This is a genomic window from Halomonas denitrificans (assembly GCA_019800895.1).
Lineage (GTDB): Bacteria > Pseudomonadota > Gammaproteobacteria > Xanthomonadales > Wenzhouxiangellaceae.
The window spans coordinates 134,589-152,531 of the sequence record JAHVKF010000003.1 but is presented as its reverse complement, the minus strand read 5'-3'; the positions used below and the strand labels follow the sequence as shown (position 1 = coordinate 152,531).

The window sequence follows — 17,943 nt, the reverse complement described above, 5'->3', positions numbered from 1 at the left end:
GCTCGACCCCACAGGAGTGATGGCTTTCGCTCGCGAGCTCACTCCCACAGGAAAAGCCCTAGACCGAAGCCTCGAGTCTGTTGGAGGGCGCTTGCGCGCGAACGGAACGGCCCCGACCCGGCGAGGCCGGGCCGGGGCCGCCGTCCCTAGTCGGAGGTGAAGATCAGCTTCGGCCGGTTGTACAGGCCGCCGGCGATCCAGGCCAGGACCAGCGCCAGCAGCGTGGTGCTGGCCAGGGTGGCGCCGACCCAGGTCCAGTTGGTCGGCTCGCCGCGGACCAGTTCCAGGATCATGACGTTCTGGTTCAGCAGCGGCACCCAGCTCATCCAGGTCTCGGCCTTGGTCGGGTCGATCAGCAGCCAGAAGCTCGGGATCATCGGCACGAAGATCACCAGGCCCATGTAGCTCTGCGCTTCGCGGAAGCTCTTGGCGAAGGACGCCAGGATCGTCAGCATGGCCGCGGCCAGCAGGGCGGCCGGAGCGACCAGCAGGAACGCCATCGCGGCGACCCGCGCGTCGAGGTTCAGCGCCACGCCCATGTCGGCCGTCGGCAGCATGCCCATGGCGTAGACGAAAGCCACCAGGCCGAGCGCCAGCGTGGCCAGAGCGAAGAAGGTGGTGGCCATCAGCTTGCCGGCCATGATCTTCCAGCGCGGCAAGGGGTTGATCAGCAACGGCTCCAGCGACTTGCGCTCGCGTTCGCCGGCGGTGGTATCGACCGCCATGTGCATCGACCCCATGAACACCGTGATGAGGATGAAATACGGCAGGAAGGCCAGGATCTGGCCGCCTCGCGACGTCGGGGTCGACAGGTCGACGACCTGGGTGTCGATCGGCCGAGTGATCTCCGGATGCACCCCCCGAAGCTGCAGTCGAAGCTGACTGATCTGCGCGCTGTAGGTGTTCAGGTAGCTGTTGACCCGGGAGATGGTGGTCCCGGTGTAGCGCAGGGAGCGATCGGCGATGATCTCCACCGGCGCGGGCCGCCCCTCGCTCCATGCCTCGGCGAAGTCTGCCGGAATGCGCAGCACCACTTCCTCGTCCTCGGCGCGGACCGCGGCCTCGGGATCGTCCGGCGCGTCTTCGATGATCACGCCCTGGCGCTCCAGCCAGCCGACCAGGTTCGGCGCGTGTTCGGCGCCGACCACGGGCAGTTCCAGCGCCGATTCCAGGCGCTCGGTGGTCTCGCGGGCCATGAACGAGATCATCAGGCCGAAGATCACCGGCCCCATCAGCGGCCCGAGGATCAGCGTGTTCAGCACGACGCGACGGTCGCGGAAGTTATCGAGCAGTTCCTTGATGAATACCGCGATCATGCGAGAAGCCCCTCGTCGGTTCCGATCAGTTTCACGAATGCATCCTCGAGATTGGCTTCACCGCTCTTCTCGAGCAGCTGCTGCGCCGTGCCCTCGGCGGCGATCCGTCCCTTGGCGATGATCACGATGCGATCGCACAGCGCCGCGACCTCCTGCATGATGTGCGTCGACAGCACGACGCAATGTCCGTCCATCTTCAGCTTCAGGAGAAACTCGCGCAGCGCGCGGGTGGTCATCACGTCCAGGCCGTTGGTCGGCTCGTCGAGCAGCACGGTGCCCGGCTCGTGGATCAGCGCGCGGGCGATCGCGACCTTGACCCGCTGGCCCTGGGAGAAGCCGTCGGTCTTGCGGTCGATGAAGGCGCCCATGTCGAGGATGCCGCTCAGTTCGTCGATCCGGCTCTCGATCTTCTTCTTGTCCAGCCCCTGCAGCCGACCGTAGTAGCGGATGTTCTCGCGTGCGGTCAGCCGGTCGTAGAGGCCTCGCGAATCCGGCACCACGCCCAGCTTCTGCTTGACGCCGATCGGGTCGACCAGCGGATCGACGCCATCGACCTGCATCGATCCCGAATCGGGCTGGAGCAAGGTGTAGAGCATGCGCAGGGTGGTCGTCTTGCCCGCGCCGTTGGGCCCGAGCAGGCCGGTGATCTGCCCGTCGGGCGCGTGGAAGCTGACGTCGTCGACCGCCACGACCTTGCCCTTGTTGAAGGTCTTGCGAAGATTGTTTGCTTCGATCATGGCGACGGTCCCAGCAGGTCGAGGAAGAACGGCTCGGGGCCGATGGATTCCATGCATTCCGTGTCCAGGTCGTCGACCGATCCCGCGTCGACGAACTGCGTGGCGATGCCGGCGATGCAGCCGTTGGTCACGACGATGTGGCCGCGGCCCTCGGCGACCAGGTGCAGGCTGTTCGCGTACTGGCGGGCCGCTTCGTCGCCGTACTCCGGTGGCGTGACCGGGTCGCGCTCGCCCGACAGCAGCAGCACGGGCACGTCGGAGGAGAAGGCCTCGAAGAACTCGACTCCGACCGGGTCGGCCGGCCACCAGGCGCAGATGCGGCCGTAGAGCTCCTGCATGCTGTTGCCGAGCAGCGTGCCCGAAACGTCGCGGCCCGCGGGCCAGTGCGGCCAGTCCTCGGCGCAGCCGACCGAGAAGTTCAGGCCGATGGCCAGCGTGTCGGTCAGCTGGTCGCCGACGATCAGCGCCTGCGCGGCGAGCCGCTCGGGGCTGCCGGTGGTCGCCGCCTCGTGGATCAGGTACGGGATCATCATCTGCGACTCCGGCGCGTAGGCCAGAAAGCGCAGCGAACCGGCCAGCGTTTCATCGGAGAAGTCGATCGACTCGGCCACACCGGTCCGCGGATGGGTCACCTGGATGGCCAGCGGCTGCTCCGCGTACTGCGCCTTGAGCTCGACGAAGCGGTCGGCCAGCCCCGGGAAGCGCTCGGCACAGGCCGCGTCGTCGGCGCAGGCCTCGAACAACCGTTCGAGCGCCTGGTCGAGCTTCTCGGCATGCTCCGAGCCCAGGCGAAGGCGGCTCGGCACGACGCCGTCGAGGACCATGCTGCGAACCCGGTCCGGGTACTCGCGAAGATAGACCTGGGCCATGCGCGTGCCGTAGGAGCCGCCGACGAGGTTCCAGTTCTCGATACCGAGCTCGGCGCGCAGGGCGTCGAGGTCGGCCGCGCCGTCGCGGGTCGCGTAGTGCTCCACCTCGGCGTCGAGCTCGTCAAGGCAGCTCCTCAACTGGCGCTCGAGCTCGTCGAAGTCGTCCTCGGCCATCATCAGCTCTTCGTCGAACTCGCACGCCAGCGCGTTCGAACCGCCGGTGCCGCGCTGGTCGAGGAAGATCAGGTCGCGAGTCCGGTTCACGTCGCCGAACGGGCCCTGCATGATCGGCGCGATGTCGCGGGCCGCCTGCCCCGGCCCGCCGGCGAGGAAGACGACCGGGTCGGGCTCGACCGTGCTGCTGCGCGCCGGAATCACGGCCCAGGCCAGGTCCAGCGTCCGGCCGTCCGGCTGCTCACGATTTTCGGGTACGCTTAGCGTCCCGCAACGTGCCGAGACCGTGATCCGGCCGCCGGCGGCGGACAACTCGCATTTCTCGAGGTCCGGCCAGCGGTCGTCCTGCCCGATCGCCGTGCCCGTGCCTGCGAGCAGCAGCCCGGCAAGCAGCGCATGGACGATCGGCCCGGCCGCAGCGGCCGCATTCGATTGGATTCTCAAGGTTCTGCCCCAAGGATGACGGGATTGCCAGACCGGTTACGGTACGAAGCCGGCGTGACGAAATCAACAGGCCAGAGGTCATGAACGCACTCGACGTTTCCAACCTGAAGAAGACCTACAAGAACGGCGTGGAAGCGCTCAAGGGCATCGACCTCCAGGTCGAGGAAGGCGATTTCTTCGCCCTGCTCGGCCCGAATGGCGCCGGCAAGTCCACCCTGATCGGCATCGTTTCGTCCCTGGTCAACGCCACCGGCGGCGAGGCGAAGGTCTTCGGCATCAGCGTCCAGAAGGAGCGGTCGCGGGCGATGTCGCAGATCGGCCTGGTGCCGCAGGAAGTCAACTTCAACCAGTTCGAGAAGCCGTTCGAGATCTGCGTCAACCAGGCCGGGTACTACGGTGTGCCGCGCGCGGTCGCCCGGGAACGCGCCGAGAAGTACCTGAACCAGCTCCAGCTCTGGGACAAGGCGCACCGCCCGTCGCGGCAGATGTCCGGGGGGATGAAGCGGCGGCTGCTGATCGCCCGCGCGATGATGCACGAGCCGAAGCTGCTGATCCTCGACGAGCCCACCGCCGGCGTCGACATCGAGATCCGCCGATCCATGTGGGAATTCATCGAAGGCATCAATGCCGCCGGCACCACCGTCATCCTCACGACCCACTACCTCGAGGAGGCCGAGAACCTCTGTCGCAACATCGCGATCATCGACCACGGACGGATCGTCGAGAACACCACGGTCAAGGAACTGCTCGGCAAGCTCGACATCGAGACCTTCGTGCTCGACCTCGGCGCGCCGATCGACGAGGCGCCGACCGTCGAGGGCATGGAAATCGTGCTGCGCGACGCCACGACGCTGCTGGCCAGCCTGCCGAAGTCGAGCAGCCTGAATTCGCTGTTCAAGACCCTCGAGGAGCGCGACATCCAGGTCAAGTCGATGCGCAACAAGGTCAACCGACTCGAGGAACTGTTCCTCCGCCTGGTCGAGAAGCCGCAGCAGGACGCGGCGGGAGCGGCGGCATGAGCGTCGAAGTCTCGGCAAAGAGCTACTGGATCGGCTACCAGACGATCGTCATCAAGGAGGTCTCCCGGATCCTGCGGATCTGGGCCCAGACCCTGATTCCCCCGGCGATCACGATGACCCTGTACTTCGTGATCTTCGGCCAGCTGATCGGACGGCGCATCGGCGAGATGGGCGGCATGCCCTACATGGATTTCATCGTGCCGGGCCTGATCATGCTGTCGGTGATCACCAACTCCTACGGCAACATCACCAGCTCGTTCTTCGGCGCCAAGTTCGGGCGGCACGTCGAGGAGCTGCTGATCTCGCCGCTGCCGCCGATCCTGATTCTGGCCGGCTACGTCACCGGCGCGGTGTTCCGCGCGCTGATGGTCGGGGCCCTGGTGCTGCTGGTCGCCGCGTTCTTCTCCGACCTGCGGATCCACAGCTGGAGCATCACCGTGGCGGTGGTCGTGCTGACCTCGATCGTGTTCGCGCTCGGCGGGTTCATCAACGCCACCTTCGCCCAGAAATTCGACGACATCTCGATCATCCCGACCTTCGTGCTCCAGCCGATGACCTACCTCGGCGGGGTGTTCTTCTCGGTCAGCCTGCTGCCCGGAATCTGGGAGACGGTGGCGCTCGCCAACCCGATCCTGTACATGGTCAACGCCTTCCGCTACGGCATGCTTGGCGTCACGGACGTCCCGCTGGCCCCGGCGTTCGCGATCATCTTCGGCTTCGGCATCGTCCTCGGCGCGATCTGCCTGACGCTGCTGAAGCGGGGAACGGGGCTTCGGACCTAGCTCCCGCGGGTTGCCATCCCACCCTATGCCCGCAAGCGGCCCCCAACAGGCAAGGTTCCGATCGGAGCCTGTAGCCGGTGGGCGTGAGATTGCGAGCAAACTCGATCGACCCCCCTTTTTTCGCTCGCAAGCTCACTCCCACAGGAGAAACATTGCTCTTGAGGGGTCCAGGGCATTCCAACGACGCCGCGGGAAGCCGATGGTGCCTGCAACCTGTGGGAGTGAGCTTGCGAGCGAATCGCTCCGGTCCCGGCCACCCTTCGCCCGCAAGCGGCCTTCAACAGACACGGGTCCGATCGGAGCCTGTCGCCTGTGGGAGTGAGCTTGCGAGCGAACCGATCCAGTCCGCCTTACCCGACCCCCTCACGCAGATTTCAGAACGGACCCCAACCGAAAACCGTCAATCCACCTCGTTGACCACGCCCAGCGGCCCCAGTCCGCGCTCGGCGAGCCAGGCCTCGGCATCCTCGGCGTCGCGCTCGAACCAGGCTCGCGCCGAGCCCAGGCGAAAGGAATAGCCCCAGGCGTCCATATCGGCCATGCAGCGGTCGCGGCCGTAGCCGGCGATGTGCTCGGCGAGCAGGATCTGCAGGTAGCAGACGCCGTTCTCCTCGTCGTAGCCGCCGCCGGCGTCCGTGTGCAGGCCGGCGCGGCGCCGCGGGTCCATGCAGATGTAGTGGCAGGACTCGTGCAGGATCGAATGGATCGGCGTATCGGGCCGGACGTGCACCTGCGCCCCGACCAGGCCCGCCTCCTCGTCGCCCCAGAAGCTGCCGGGAATGTCCTCGTCGACCGCGCCGACGACGAGGTCCAGGCCGAACGCGGCCAGCAGCCGGCGCACCGAAGCCTGGTCGGCATCGGCCCAGCGCAGGACGTCGGGCGCGTCGATCGCGCTCGGGGTCGTGTCCGGAGTTACGTTCCCATTGGCACTCATGCCGCGCAGTCTAGTGGATTCGCCGCCGTGACTTCTCGGCCATGGGCCGGCCCGCCCGATGCCGATACACTAGGTGCCCTACGTCCTCGTGAGCCTGGCCCGTCGATCGATGCGCGAGATCCACCCCACCAACTGGCTGCGCTATGCCGGCATCCTGACCTGGAGCCTGATCGGCATCGCGCTGCTGCTGGTGCCGTTCTATGCACGTCAGACGCCGACCGCGGCCGACCTGATCGGCGCCTGGTCGGCGATGGCGCTGTTCCTCCTGGCCTTCCTGCATCCGGCGGCGCGGATGCGGATGATCGCGCCGTTCTGGCAGCGCGTCGTGGTACTGGCGATCATGACCGGGGCAGTGATCGCCGTGTCCTATTTCACCCGATCGGTCTTCGGCGCGATCCTGTCGACGGTGATCGCCGGCGTGCTGCCGTGGTTGCTGCCTCGCTTCATCGGGCTCGCCTGGCTGTTCGGCGTTTCTCTGGTCTTTGCCGTGATGGTCGCCCTGCTCCCGCAGTTCGGCTGGATCTTCCTGATTCCGCAGCTGATGACCCTGCTCGGCATGCAATTGTTCGCGTTCGCCGCCTCGACGCTGGCGCTGAACCAGCTGCGGGCCCGCGACGAGGTCCGGCGAGTCAATTCGGAGCTGCGCGCGACCCAGAGCCTGCTGGCCGAGAACACCCGGATCGCCGAGCGCGTGCGGATCGCGCGGGAACTGCACGACCTGGTCGGTCACCACCTGACCGCGCTGAGCCTGAACCTCGAGGTGGCCAGCCACACGAGCCAGGGCAAGGCCAAGGAACACGTCGATCGCGCCGGCTCGATCGCCCGCTTGCTGCTCTCCGACGTGCGCGAAGTCGTTTCCGACATGCGCCAGGACGATCGCGTCGACCTGCGCGAGGCGATCCGCCAGCTGGCCTCCGGCGTCCCCGAGCCGGCGATTCACCTCGACATCCCCGACGAGCTGTCGCTGACCGATCCGAAGCGTGCCCAGATCCTGCTGCGCTGCGCCCAGGAAGTGATCACCAACGCGGTCCGTCATGCCCGGGCGCAGAACCTGTGGATTTCGCTGACCGCCGACGAGCACGGTCTGCGGCTGGAGGCGCGCGACGACGGCTGCGGGGCCTTTGAACTGCTGCCCGGCAACGGCTTGAACGGCATGCGCGAGCGGATCAAGGAGCTCGGCGGCCGCCTCGAGATCATGACCCGTCCGAATCACGGCTTCCGCATCAACGCCTGGATGCCGCCCGAGACGGCGGCGTGACGGCCGGACCCGACCCCATCCATTGACCCGAACCTGGAACCTCCCTCGATGAACGAACCTTCGAAGATCCGCGTGATGCTGGTCGATGACCAGAACCTGGTCCGCCAGGGCGTCCGCTCGCTGCTGGAGCTCACCGAGGACATCGAGGTCGTTGCCGAGGCCAGCGATGGCCAGGAGGCCGTCGACATGGCGCCCGAGGTCGCCCCCGACGTGATGCTCCTCGACATCCGCATGCCGAACAAGAACGGCCTGGACGTCCTGAAGGAGTTGAACGAGGCGGAAACGCTGCCGCCGACCATCATCCTGACCACCTTCGACGAGGACGACCTGGTCCTCGACGGCATCCGCACGGGGGCACGCGGCTATCTGCTCAAGGACGTCTCGCTCGACGAACTGGTCGGCGCCGTCCGGGCCGTGGCCGACGGCCAGACCATGGTCAAGCCCGCCGTCACCGAGCGCCTGCTGGCCGGCCTGGGCAAGTCCCGGCTCGAGTTCACGAGCCTCGACCGCCCGGACCCGCTGACCGAGCGCGAGACCGAGATCCTCCGCCTGATGGCCGGCGGCTATTCGAACAAGGAAATCGCCAACGCCCTGAGCGTGGCCGAGGGCACGGTCAAGAACCACGTCTCGAGCATTCTCAGCAAGCTCGGCGTCCGGGACCGGACCCGCGCCGTGCTGAAGGCCTTCGAGCTGGGGGCGCTGTAGGGCTGGGAGGGACCAGGGGTCAGGGACCAGGGGCTAGTGGGTGGCCCTCGGCATCGAATGCGTGGATCCAGAGCGCCTACCAGTCCCTGGCCCCTTTCCCCTCGCCCCTTTTCCCTAGCCCCTCTTGCCTGGCCCCAGCTCCCCCGCCCGAACGGCGGCCCGCCTGTGGGAGTGAGCTCGCGAGCGAATTCCCCGGTCGACCCCTTTCTTTCGCTCGCAAGCTCACTCCCACAGGCGGGGCTCATCGCCGACGCGTGCCTGCGCTCCCCCTGCCCGCCCCGACGACCCCAACCCTGCTAAAGTCGCAGACCAGTCCCGCACCCCCTGATCCGAATGTTCGACGACACCTACACCATCGCCGGCTTCGACGACGAACTGGCCGCTGCGATCGAGAAGGAAAACCAGCGCCAGGAAGACCACATCGAACTGATCGCCTCGGAGAACTACGCCTCCCCTCGCGTCCTCGAGGCCCAGGGCTCCCAGCTGACCAACAAGTACGCCGAGGGCTATCCCGGACGGCGCTACTACGGCGGCTGCGAGTTCGTCGACATCGCCGAGAACCTGGCCATCGAGCGGGTCAAGAAGCTCTACGGCGCCGGCTACGCCAACGTCCAGCCACATTCGGGCTCGCAGGCCAACCAGGCCGTGTACCTGGCCCTGCTCAAGCCCGGCGACACGATCCTCGGCATGGACCTGTCCGAGGGCGGCCACCTGACCCACGGGTCGAAGGTCAACTTCTCCGGCAAGATCTTCAACGCCGTCGCGTACGGCCTGGACCACGAGACCGGCGAAATCGATTACGAGCGGATGGCCGAGCTGGCGAAGGAACACCAGCCGAAGATGCTGATCGGCGGCTTCTCGGCCTACTCCAAGGTGGTCGACTGGGCCCGGATGCGCGAGATTGCCGATTCCGTCGGCGCGTTCTTCATGGTCGACATGGCCCACGTCTCCGGCCTGATCGCCGCCGGCGTCTACCCGAACCCGGTGCCGCATGCTCACGTCGTGACCTCGACCACGCACAAGACGCTCCGAGGCCCCCGCGGCGGCATCATCGTCGCGAAGGGCGACGACGAGAGCCTGACCAAGAAATTCCAGTCGCTGGTCTTCCCCGGCTGCCAGGGCGGCCCGCTGATGCACGTCATCGCCGCCAAGGCCGTGGCCTTCAAGGAAGCACTGCAGCCCGAGTTCCGGGCCTACCAGGAGAACACCGTCGCCAACGCCCGCGCCATGGCCCGGGTGATCATCGACCGCGGCTACAAGGTCGTCTCCGGCGGCACCGACAACCACCTGTTCCTGGTGGACCTGATCGACAAGGACATCACCGGCAAGGACGCCGAAGAATCCCTCGGCCGCGCCCACATCACGGTCAACAAGAACACCGTCCCGGGCGAACCGCGCTCGCCCTTCGTCACCTCCGGCCTGCGCATCGGCACCCCTGCGATCACAACGCGCGGCTTCGGCGAAGAAGAATCACGCGAACTGGCCGGCCTGATCTGCGACGTGCTGGATGCCGTGGGCGACGAGGCCGTCGAGGCGAAGGTTCGCGAGGCCGCATCGGCACTGTGCGCGAAGCATCCGGTGTATCGGAAGAGTTGATTGGTTCTCTGCCCCGGAGCGCGGGGCGGACACTCCTCATCCCCGGCAACACTCCACATCTGTCGCCCCGGGCTTGACCCGGGGTCCAGTGACCTTGCCTTTGCCTTTGCCTTCGTAGCCCGGGTAAGCGAAGCGCACCCGGGGATCGGGTTTCTAGTGTTCTAACGTCAAAGGCGTTTCGCCGCCCCCTCCGCCGGCTTCCTCGATTCCGGGCCAGCCCCTTCCCGACCGGTGAACCCCTTCGCCAACCTCTCACCCGTCGCCCCGGACCCCGATCCGGGGCCCAGCGACTTTCAGGGTTTCGATCAAAGTCGCTGGGTCCCGCATCGAGTGCGGGACGACAGCCACAGGCAGAGAGTGCGGAGCAAGGCCCTTGACGTCCCCGCCGTCAGCGCCGCCGAGAAGCGGAGGGGCGAGCGGCGCTTGTCATGACAATCGGCAAAAAGGTGTCTGAGCGGAGCGCCGGAGGCGTGTGGCGAGTTCTTTTCGTCCCGTCGGATTCGAGCATCGGAGGGGCCCCGCGCAGCGGGCGGGCGAAACGGTTTTGACGTTGAAGGGAAGAGCGAAAACTCCCGGGTGCGCTTCGCTTACCCGGGCTACGAAAAGCGAGAAACGAAGACACCGGGTCCCGGGTCAAGCCCGGGATGACACCGTTGGAATTGGCCGGGGCGACAGAACTCAGTGGCCGGGGCGACGGAAAAAGGCGAACGCCGAATTGTTCGGGGCCCGGGGCAACGCCCCGGAAAAAACTACTTCACCCGCATGCCCGGCCGGGCGTCGGAATCCGGCGCCAGCAGGTACGGTCCGCCCTCGCCACCGCCGGCGGCCAGGACCATGCCTTCGGACATGCCGAAGCGCATCTTGCGCGGCTTGAGGTTGGCGACCATGACGGTCAGGCGGCCTTCGAGGTCGGCCGGGTCGTAGGCGCCGCGGATGCCGGCGAAGACCTGGCGGGTCTCGCCGCCGAGGTCGAGGACCAGGCGCAGCAGCTTGTCGGCACCTTCGACGAAACCGGCTTCCTGGATGCGGGCGACGCGGAGGTCGACCTTCATGAAGTCGTCGATGGTGATTTCCGGCGCGAGTTCCAGCGTCGATGCCGGGGGCGCTTCTTCGGTGGTGTCGCTGGACTGCAGCGATTCCTTGGCGTCGTTCATCAGTGCCTCGATCTGTTTGGCTTCGACCCGTCGGGCCAGCGGTTTGAAGTTCTCGATGGCGTGGTCGGTCAGCGGCGTGACGAGACCGTCCCAGGTCATCAGGTCGTCGTTCAGGAATTCGCCGGCCTTGCCGGCAATCGTCGGGATCACCGGCGACAGCCAGGTGGTGAGCACGCGGAACAGGTTCAGGGCCTGGGTGCAGACGGCCACGACTTCGGCCTCCCGGCCGTCCTCCTTGGCCATCTTCCAGGGCTTGTGCTCGTCGACGTACTGGTTGGCGCGGTCGGCCAGGGCCATGATCCGGCGAATCGCCGAGGCGAAGTTGCGCGCCTCGAAATCCGCGGCGATGTCCTCGGTCGCCTCGACGAACCCGGCGTACAGCGCCGGGTCCGGCAGCTCCGCTGCGAGCTTGCCGCCGCCGAACTTGTGGATGAAGCCCGAAGCCCGGCTGGCGATGTTGACCAGCTTGCCGACGAGGTCGGAATTGACCCGGTTGGTGAAGTCGTCGAAGTTCAGGTCCAGGTCCGAAAGCCCCGGCCCGAGCTTGGCGGCGAAGTAGTAGCGCAGCGTATCCGGCGGCAGGTGGTCCAGCCAGGTGCGGGCCATGATGAAGGTGCCGCGCGATTTCGACATCTTGGTGCCGTTGACGGTCAGGAAGCCGTGCGCGTGGACCGTGTCCGGACGCTTGAACCCGGCGCCCTCGAGCATGGCCGGCCAGAACAGGCAGTGGAAGTAGATGATGTCCTTGCCGATGAAGTGGTGCATCTCGGCATCGCTGCCGGGACGGACCCAGGCGTCGAAGTCCAGCCCGCGCTCGTCGCAGATTTCCTTGAAGCTCGAAAGGTACCCGACCGGTGCGTCGAGCCAGACGTAGAAGTACTTGTCCTCGGTCCCGGGGATGCGGAAACCGAAGTACGGCGCGTCGCGGGTCACGTCCCAGTCGCGCAGGCCGCCCTCGAACCACTCCTCGAGCTTGTTGGCGACCTCGTCCTGCAGCGGGCCGGAGCGCATCCAGGCCTTCAGGCCGTCCTCGAAGGGCTTGAGCGTGACGAAATAATGCTCGGTGGACCGCATCACCGGCTCGGAGCCCGACAGCACGGAGCGCGGCTCGACCAGGTCCGTCGGCTCGTAGGTGGCGCCGCAGCTTTCGCAGGAATCGCCGTACTGCTCCGGGGTCCGGCAGCGCGGACAGGTGCCGCGGATGAAGCGGTCGGGCAGGAACATGTTCTTCTCGGTGTCGAAGAACTGTTCGATGGTCCGGGTGACCACGCTGCCGCCGTCGACCAGCTTCTGCCAGATCCGCTCGACCAGTTCGCGGTTGGTCGCGCTGTGGGTCGACGAGAAGTTGTCGTAGGAGATCGAGAAATCGGTGAAATCGCGCTCGTGTTCCCTGCCGAAATGCTCGATCAGCGCCTCCGGGGTCATGCCCCGCTTCTCGGCGTTGAGCATGATCGGCGTGCCGTGCGCGTCGTCGGCCCAGGCGAACACCACGTCGTGGCCCCGGGCGCGCTGGAAGCGGGTCCAGATGTCGGTCTGCACGTATTCCAGCATGTGGCCGATGTGGATCGGCCCGTTGGCGTAGGGCAGCGCGGCGGTGACGAGGATGCGTCGCGTCATGTCGGTCGAGGAGCCTGCGGGAAACGTGCGGAATTATCGCATGCACGCAACCCCTCGCGATCACCCGCGACCCGCGTCGGCGTCGAAACCCGCTGGTATACTTCGCGCCGTTCCTCCGACCCGCTCGAACACCGAGCACCCGCTGAATGACCTACTGCGTTGCAATCCGGCTCGAGGCCGGGCTCGTCCTGGCATCCGATTCGCGCACCAGCGCCGGCGTCGACGACATCAGCATCTACTCCAAGATGCACCATTTCCGGACCGCCGGGGACCGCGTGGTCGTGCTCATGTCGGCCGGCAACCTCGCGACGACCCAGGCGGTGATCAAGCAGATCGAGCGCGACCTGGCCGACGACAGCGCGGAGCGGACCGTCGACAAGCTGGCGCACCTCGACGAGATCGCGCGCTACGTCGGCGAGATCAGCAGCCGGGTCCAGGGCGATTTCAGCGGCCAGGCCGAGCAGAACGGCGGCCTGATGCAGGCCTCCTTCCTGCTGTCCGGCCAGATTGCAGGCCAGCCGCACGAGGCGTTCCTGGTCTACCCGGAAGGCAATTACATCGCGGCCTCGAAGGAGAAGCCGTTCCTGCAGATCGGTGAGACCAAGTACGGCAAGCCCATCCTCGACCGCATCATCGAGCCCGGCGTCAGCCTGGCCCGGGCCGCCCGCTGCGCGATGCTGTCCATGGACGCCTCGATCCGCTCCAACCTCAGCGTCGGTCCGCCGATCGAGCTGGTCCTGATCGAGGCCGATTCCACGTCCGTGACCCGTCGCTGCAAGTTCGACGCCGACGACGCCTGGATGAAGGGCCTGAGCGAAGCCTGGTCGGATGGCCTGAAGAAGCTGTTCCTGGAACTGCCGCGGTTCGACTGGGAGGAGTGAGGGGCGATGGGCCCGGGGCCCACCCCTCGCGCTCGAAGGCTTCGACCGGATCGCCGTCCCTCCTTTCGCGCGCAGGCGGCCTCATTCAGGCAAGGTTCCGATTGCAGCCAGGGGCCAGGAACTAGGGGCCTGTGGGAGTGAGCTTGCGAGCGAATCGACCCAGGGTCGCTGGACCCGGGGCCGAGCCCGGGGCGACAGGAAGGAGGAAGGCGCCGAAGGAGACGCCGCCCGGAATCTACCCCCGGGTCTCCCGGATCACCCGGTCGACCAGCAGCAGCTTGTCGACGACCTGCGGCGAGAGCAGGTACGGGTACGGGTCCGGCTGATCCAGCGAGCGGCTCAGCACGTTCAACTTGACCGACAGGTCGATCCAGTTCCCGATCCTGGATTCCAGGTCGCCGTCGGCCAGTTCCTCGTCGACCAGCCCGATCGCCGCCGCCGTTTCCAGCGTATCGGTGATCTGCAGCAGGTGCCCCCAGCACTCGGCCCAGTCCTCCCAGGGGTGCGCGCTGGCGTAGGCGCTGACGTACTGGCCCTGCCAGTCGGGCGGCGGGCCCTGCTGGTAGTAGCGATCCAGTGCAGTGGAGTAGTCCTGCCGCTCGTCGCCGAAGAGCGCGCGGACCTCCGAGAGCAGCGGCTGGCCAATCAGCAGCCGCTGCCAGTAGTAGTGACCGCTCTCGTGCCGGAAATGGCCCAGCAGCGTGCGCTGCTGTTCGTTCATCTGCACCCGCATCCGCTCACGCTCGACGTCGTCGGCCTCGGCGACATTGATGGTGATCAGGCCGTCGGCATGCCCAGTCAGCACCTGGCTGGACTGCAGATCGGCCGTGAACTCGAGCCCACCCGGGTTGTCCTCGAGGAACGCGAAACCGAGTCCGCGGCCCGACGCGCTCTTGCGCGGCTCCACGGGTAGCTTGCGCCGCAGCAAGTCGTGGACCAGCCGCCGCTTGCGCTGCTCGATGCGGATCCAGCGGGTCCGGTTGCCCGGCTTGTCCAGGTTCGGGATGACTTCGTTCAGACGGCAAGCAACGCAGTAAGGGTCGGGGTCGTCGGCCGGCACCATCCAATTGCAGGCATCGTCGCGAGCATAGTGCAGGCACTTGCGATAGCTCGACGCCGCGTCGCCGCCGATCATCGCCTCGTAACGGCCGTCGTCGGACGTCTCGAGCGCGGCCAGGCGCATGCGATCGGGAAGGAAGCCGAGTTCGCGCCGACAGGACAGGCAGCGCACGTTCTCGAAGTAGACGACTTGGCCGCAGGCGCAGCGGAAGGTCTTCACCCGGCCAGGAACCAGGTCTGGCGGATGCACCGATCGATGTCGGCAACCTCGAGCTGCAGCTCGTCCATCAGTTCGCCCAGCCGCTCGCCCTTGATGCCCTCGAGATTCATCTCGTTGAGCCGGCGCTCCATCCGGGTGACCGCGCGCAGCGCCTGGTCGTCGTCACCGGGCAGGTCGTGCAGGAGGCTCTCGAGAGCACCGAGGCCGAACAGGACCGAGCGAGGGAAGTGCGGATCGCGCAGGAGGAATGCCAGCACATCCGGGCCCGAGACGCGCGTTCGGACATGGCGCCGGTACATCTGGTAACCGGTCATCGATTTCAGCACGCTCATCCACTGGATCGCGTCGAAGGGCGGCAATTCGCCCAGTTCATCGGGAAGCAGGTCGTCGGCGCGGACGTCGAGAATCCGCGTGGTCATGTCGGCGCGCTCGAGGTAGCGGCCGATCAGGATGAAATCGTAGGCATGGTCCTGGCTCATGGTGCCGAGCAGGGTTCCGGCGATCTGCTGGCAGTCGAGGATCAGCTCGCGCAGGAACTCGTGCCGGCGGCGCTTCGACAGCGGGCCGGTCAGCGCGTCCTCCCCGGCCAGGTAGAGGGAATTCATCTGCTCCCAGACCTCGCGCGGCAGCAGGTCGCGCGCCGAACGCAGGTTCTCGCGCGCGTACTCCAGCGTGTTTCTCAGCGAGCCCGGATTGTCCGGGTCCGACAGCAGGAAGCGCACAACGGTCCGTTCGTCGGTGTCGTCGTGAAGCTCCGCGAAGGTCGCGGCGGCACCGGTGATGCGCACCAGCGGCTCCCAGCCCGGCGCGATGCGCTTCGGCAGGTCGAGGTTCAGGTTGGCGTTGACGTTGATCAGGCGCGCGAGGTCCTCGGCGCGCTCCAGGTAACGGCCATGCCAGTAGAGGTTCTCGGCGAGACGGGACAACATGCTCATGCGCCCTCCGTATCGACGATCCAGGTGTCCTTGCTGCCGCCGCCCTGCGACGAGTTGACGACCAACGACCCGGCCTTCAGCGCCACCCGGGTCAGGCCGCCGTTGGTCACGAAGGTCTCGGCGCCGGAGAGGATGAAGGGCCGCAGGTCGACGTGCCGCGGCGCGACGTTCGACTGGGCAAAGGTCGGACAGGTCGACAGGGCAAGCGTCGGCTGGGCGATGTAGTTGCGCGGATCGGCCTTGATCCGGCGTGCGAACTCGCGCTGCTCCTTCTTCGTCGAACGCGGACCGATCAGCATCCCGTAGCCGCCGGATTCGTTGGCCGGCTTGACGACCAGCTGGTCGAGGTTCTCGAGCACGTGGGCGCGCTCGTGGGGGTTGCCGCACTTCCAGGTCGGCACGTTGTCAATCAGCGGTTTCTCGCCGCAGTAGTACTCGATGATCTCCGGGACGTAGGCGTAGACCACCTTGTCGTCGGCCACGCCCGCTCCGGGTGCATTGGCGATCGCCACGTTGCCGGCCTTCCACGCGCGCATCAGGCCCGGGCAGCCGAGCATCGAGTCCTCGCGGAACACCTCCGGGTCGAGAAAGGCGTCGTCGACCCGGCGGTAGATCACGTCGACCGACTCGGGCCCGCTGATCGTGCGCATGAACACGCAGTCGTCGTCGTCCACGAACAGGTCGCGACCCTCGACCAGTTCCACGCCCATCTGCTGGGCGAGGTAGGCGTGCTCGTAGTAGGCCGAGTTGTACATGCCCGGCGTCAGCACCACGATGTTCGGGTAGTCCGCCGGCCGCGGCGAGATCGACGCCAGCGTGTCGAACAACTGCCCGCAGTACTCGTCGACCGGCTGGATGCCCGAATCCTCGAACAGCTCCGGGAAGACCCGCTTCATGATCTGACGGTTCTCGAGCATGTAGGCCACGCCCGAGGGGATCCGGAGGTTGTCCTCGAGGACGTACATGGTGCCGTCGCCGTCCCGGACCAGATCCGATCCGCAGATGTGCGCCCAGACGCCCAGCGGCGGAGAGAATCCGCGGCACTCGGGCCGGAAGTTCTCCGAGTTTTCCAGCAGCTCGCCCGGAAAGACGCCGTCGGCGATGATCTGCTGGTCGTTGTAGAGGTCGTCGATGAACAGGTTCAGGGCGCGGACCCGCTGGCGCAGGCCGGCCTGGATCTGGGCCCATTCGCTTGCGGCGATGATCCTCGGGATCAGGTCGAAGGGCATCGCGCGATCGACGCCGGCATCCTCGATGTAGACCCGGAAGGTGATGCCGGCGGTCAGCGACGCCAGCTCGCAGGCCGCGCGCCGGTCGGACAGCTCGTCCGGGTGCAGCCCCTTGAGATATTTCCAGAGGGCGCGGCTGGCAACGCGCGGCCGTCCGGAAGGTCCGGTGAGTTCGTCGAAGAAGCCTTCGACGCGATAGTTGCTCAAGTCCATGATTTCACGGTACCAGAGCCGGGGAACGGTTTCGAGGACACCGACGCCGGTGGAGGGGTGGTCCGCCGCGGCCGGAAGCCGCGGTCGTTCGATGAGATAATCCCGGCATCTCCGACCCTGCGGGAGCGACCGATGAGCTCGAATCGCTGGCTGGCGCGCCAGGACAAGGACCCCTACGTGAAGCAGGCGAAGGCGGCCGGCTACCGGGCGCGCGCCGCGTTCAAGCTGCTCGAGATCGACGAGAAGGACCGGCTGCTCAAGCCGGGGCTGAAGGTGGTCGATCTCGGTGCCGCACCCGGCAGCTGGGCGCAGGTCGCTGCCGAGAAGGTCGGCGATTCGGGCCGCGTCGTCGCGCTCGACATCCTGCCCATGGACGCCCTGCCGGGGGTCGAGATCATCGAGGGCGATTTCCGCGAGGCCGAGGTGCTCGAGGCGCTCGAAGCCCGAGTCGGCGAGCGGGTGGACCTTGTGCTTTCGGACATGGCACCCAATCTCTCCGGTATCGCGGCCTCGGACCAGGCGCGCAGCATGCACCTGGCCGAGCTGGCGATGGACTTCGCGCGCCAGTGGCTGGCACCGAACGGACGCTTCGTGGTCAAACTCTTCCAGGGTGAAGGCTTCGACGATTTCGTTCGCGACGCGCGTGCTACATTCAAGTCCGTTCGCGTGCGCAAGCCCAGGTCCTCGAGACGCGAGAGCCGCGAGGTCTACCTGGTCGCCGACGGCCTGAAGAAATCCTGACCGGCCGCCGCTTGCGGCCCGTCCACGAAGCAGGAGCAACGCTTGAGTCAGTTCGCCAAG

Annotated in this window: 15 protein-coding genes; 7 read left to right on the top strand and 8 right to left on the bottom strand. The window is 66.8% G+C overall.

Features of this window, described 5'->3' with window-relative positions:
- Positions 1-146 precede the first annotated feature (146 nt).
- Genes KUV67_09290 through KUV67_09280 form a run of 3 tightly spaced genes read right to left on the bottom strand, consistent with a single transcriptional unit; the run spans position 147 to position 3,540 of the window.
- Positions 147-1,316: an ABC transporter permease gene (locus KUV67_09290; protein MBY6205073.1), complete on the bottom strand. Its 1,170-nt coding sequence runs from the start codon at positions 1,314-1,316 to the stop codon at positions 147-149.
- The gene (locus KUV67_09285) at positions 1,313-2,053 is read right to left on the bottom strand and encodes an ATP-binding cassette domain-containing protein (protein MBY6205072.1); all 741 of its coding nucleotides are present in this window, start codon (positions 2,051-2,053) and stop codon (positions 1,313-1,315) included. Before KUV67_09285 ends, KUV67_09290 begins: the two co-directional genes overlap by 4 nt.
- A complete protein-coding gene (locus KUV67_09280; protein ID MBY6205071.1) occupies positions 2,050-3,540 on the bottom strand; it encodes an alpha/beta hydrolase in 1,491 nt (496 codons plus the stop codon). Before KUV67_09280 ends, KUV67_09285 begins: the two co-directional genes overlap by 4 nt.
- 80 nt (positions 3,541-3,620) lie before the next feature.
- Here KUV67_09280 and KUV67_09275 point away from each other — a divergent pair, with 80 nt between their 5' ends.
- Complete coding sequence (locus KUV67_09275) at positions 3,621-4,559, top strand: ABC transporter ATP-binding protein (GenBank protein ID MBY6205070.1); 939 nt, start codon at positions 3,621-3,623, stop codon at positions 4,557-4,559.
- The gene (locus KUV67_09270; GenBank protein ID MBY6205069.1) at positions 4,556-5,341 is read left to right on the top strand and encodes an ABC transporter permease; all 786 of its coding nucleotides are present in this window, start codon (positions 4,556-4,558) and stop codon (positions 5,339-5,341) included. Before KUV67_09275 ends, KUV67_09270 begins: the two co-directional genes overlap by 4 nt.
- A 400-nt stretch (positions 5,342-5,741) precedes the next feature.
- Here the strand turns inward: KUV67_09270 and KUV67_09265 are convergent, their stop codons facing one another.
- Complete coding sequence (locus KUV67_09265; protein MBY6205068.1) at positions 5,742-6,275, bottom strand: hypothetical protein; 534 nt, start codon at positions 6,273-6,275, stop codon at positions 5,742-5,744.
- A gap of 73 nt (positions 6,276-6,348) precedes the next feature.
- On the opposite strand from KUV67_09265, the gene KUV67_09260 reads away from it, so the two are divergent.
- The 3 genes from KUV67_09260 to KUV67_09250 all read left to right on the top strand — a co-directional run bounded on the left by KUV67_09260 (position 6,349) and on the right by KUV67_09250 (position 9,834).
- Positions 6,349-7,533 (top strand): sensor histidine kinase, encoded by a 1,185-nt coding sequence (locus tag KUV67_09260; GenBank protein MBY6205067.1) that lies wholly within the window; start codon positions 6,349-6,351, stop codon positions 7,531-7,533.
- A gap of 48 nt (positions 7,534-7,581) precedes the next feature.
- Positions 7,582-8,238, top strand: coding sequence for a response regulator transcription factor (locus KUV67_09255; protein MBY6205066.1), 657 nt, complete (start codon positions 7,582-7,584; stop codon positions 8,236-8,238).
- Positions 8,239-8,571: 333 nt separating this feature from the next.
- Positions 8,572-9,834, top strand: a complete 1,263-nt coding sequence (locus KUV67_09250; protein ID MBY6205065.1) for a serine hydroxymethyltransferase — start codon at positions 8,572-8,574, stop codon at positions 9,832-9,834.
- Between the two features lie 749 nt (positions 9,835-10,583).
- On the opposite strand, the gene metG is transcribed toward KUV67_09250, so the two are convergent.
- On the bottom strand, positions 10,584-12,605 hold the full coding sequence (gene metG, locus KUV67_09245) for a methionine--tRNA ligase (protein ID MBY6205064.1): 2,022 nt from the start codon (positions 12,603-12,605) through the stop codon (positions 10,584-10,586).
- 146 nt (positions 12,606-12,751) lie between these two features.
- On the opposite strand from metG, the gene KUV67_09240 reads away from it, so the two are divergent.
- Positions 12,752-13,486, top strand: a complete 735-nt coding sequence (locus KUV67_09240) for a peptidase (protein ID MBY6205063.1) — start codon at positions 12,752-12,754, stop codon at positions 13,484-13,486.
- Positions 13,487-13,721: 235 nt separating this feature from the next.
- On the opposite strand, the gene KUV67_09235 is transcribed toward KUV67_09240, so the two are convergent.
- From KUV67_09235 to KUV67_09225, 3 genes are read right to left on the bottom strand one after another with little or no spacing between them, the layout of a single operon-like run.
- On the bottom strand, positions 13,722-14,765 hold the full coding sequence (locus KUV67_09235; GenBank protein MBY6205062.1) for a putative zinc-binding peptidase: 1,044 nt from the start codon (positions 14,763-14,765) through the stop codon (positions 13,722-13,724).
- Entirely contained in the window at positions 14,762-15,700 is a 939-nt protein-coding gene (locus KUV67_09230; protein ID MBY6205061.1) for an alpha-E domain-containing protein, read from the bottom strand. The genes KUV67_09235 and KUV67_09230 overlap by 4 nt, the downstream gene beginning before the upstream one ends.
- A complete protein-coding gene (locus KUV67_09225) occupies positions 15,697-17,142 on the bottom strand; it encodes a circularly permuted type 2 ATP-grasp protein (GenBank protein MBY6205060.1) in 1,446 nt (481 codons plus the stop codon). The genes KUV67_09230 and KUV67_09225 overlap by 4 nt, the downstream gene beginning before the upstream one ends.
- A gap of 132 nt (positions 17,143-17,274) precedes the next feature.
- On the opposite strand from KUV67_09225, the gene rlmE reads away from it, so the two are divergent.
- Positions 17,275-17,883, top strand: coding sequence for a 23S rRNA (uridine(2552)-2'-O)-methyltransferase RlmE (rlmE, locus tag KUV67_09220; protein ID MBY6205059.1), 609 nt, complete (start codon positions 17,275-17,277; stop codon positions 17,881-17,883).
- Positions 17,884-17,943: the final 60 nt, after the last annotated feature.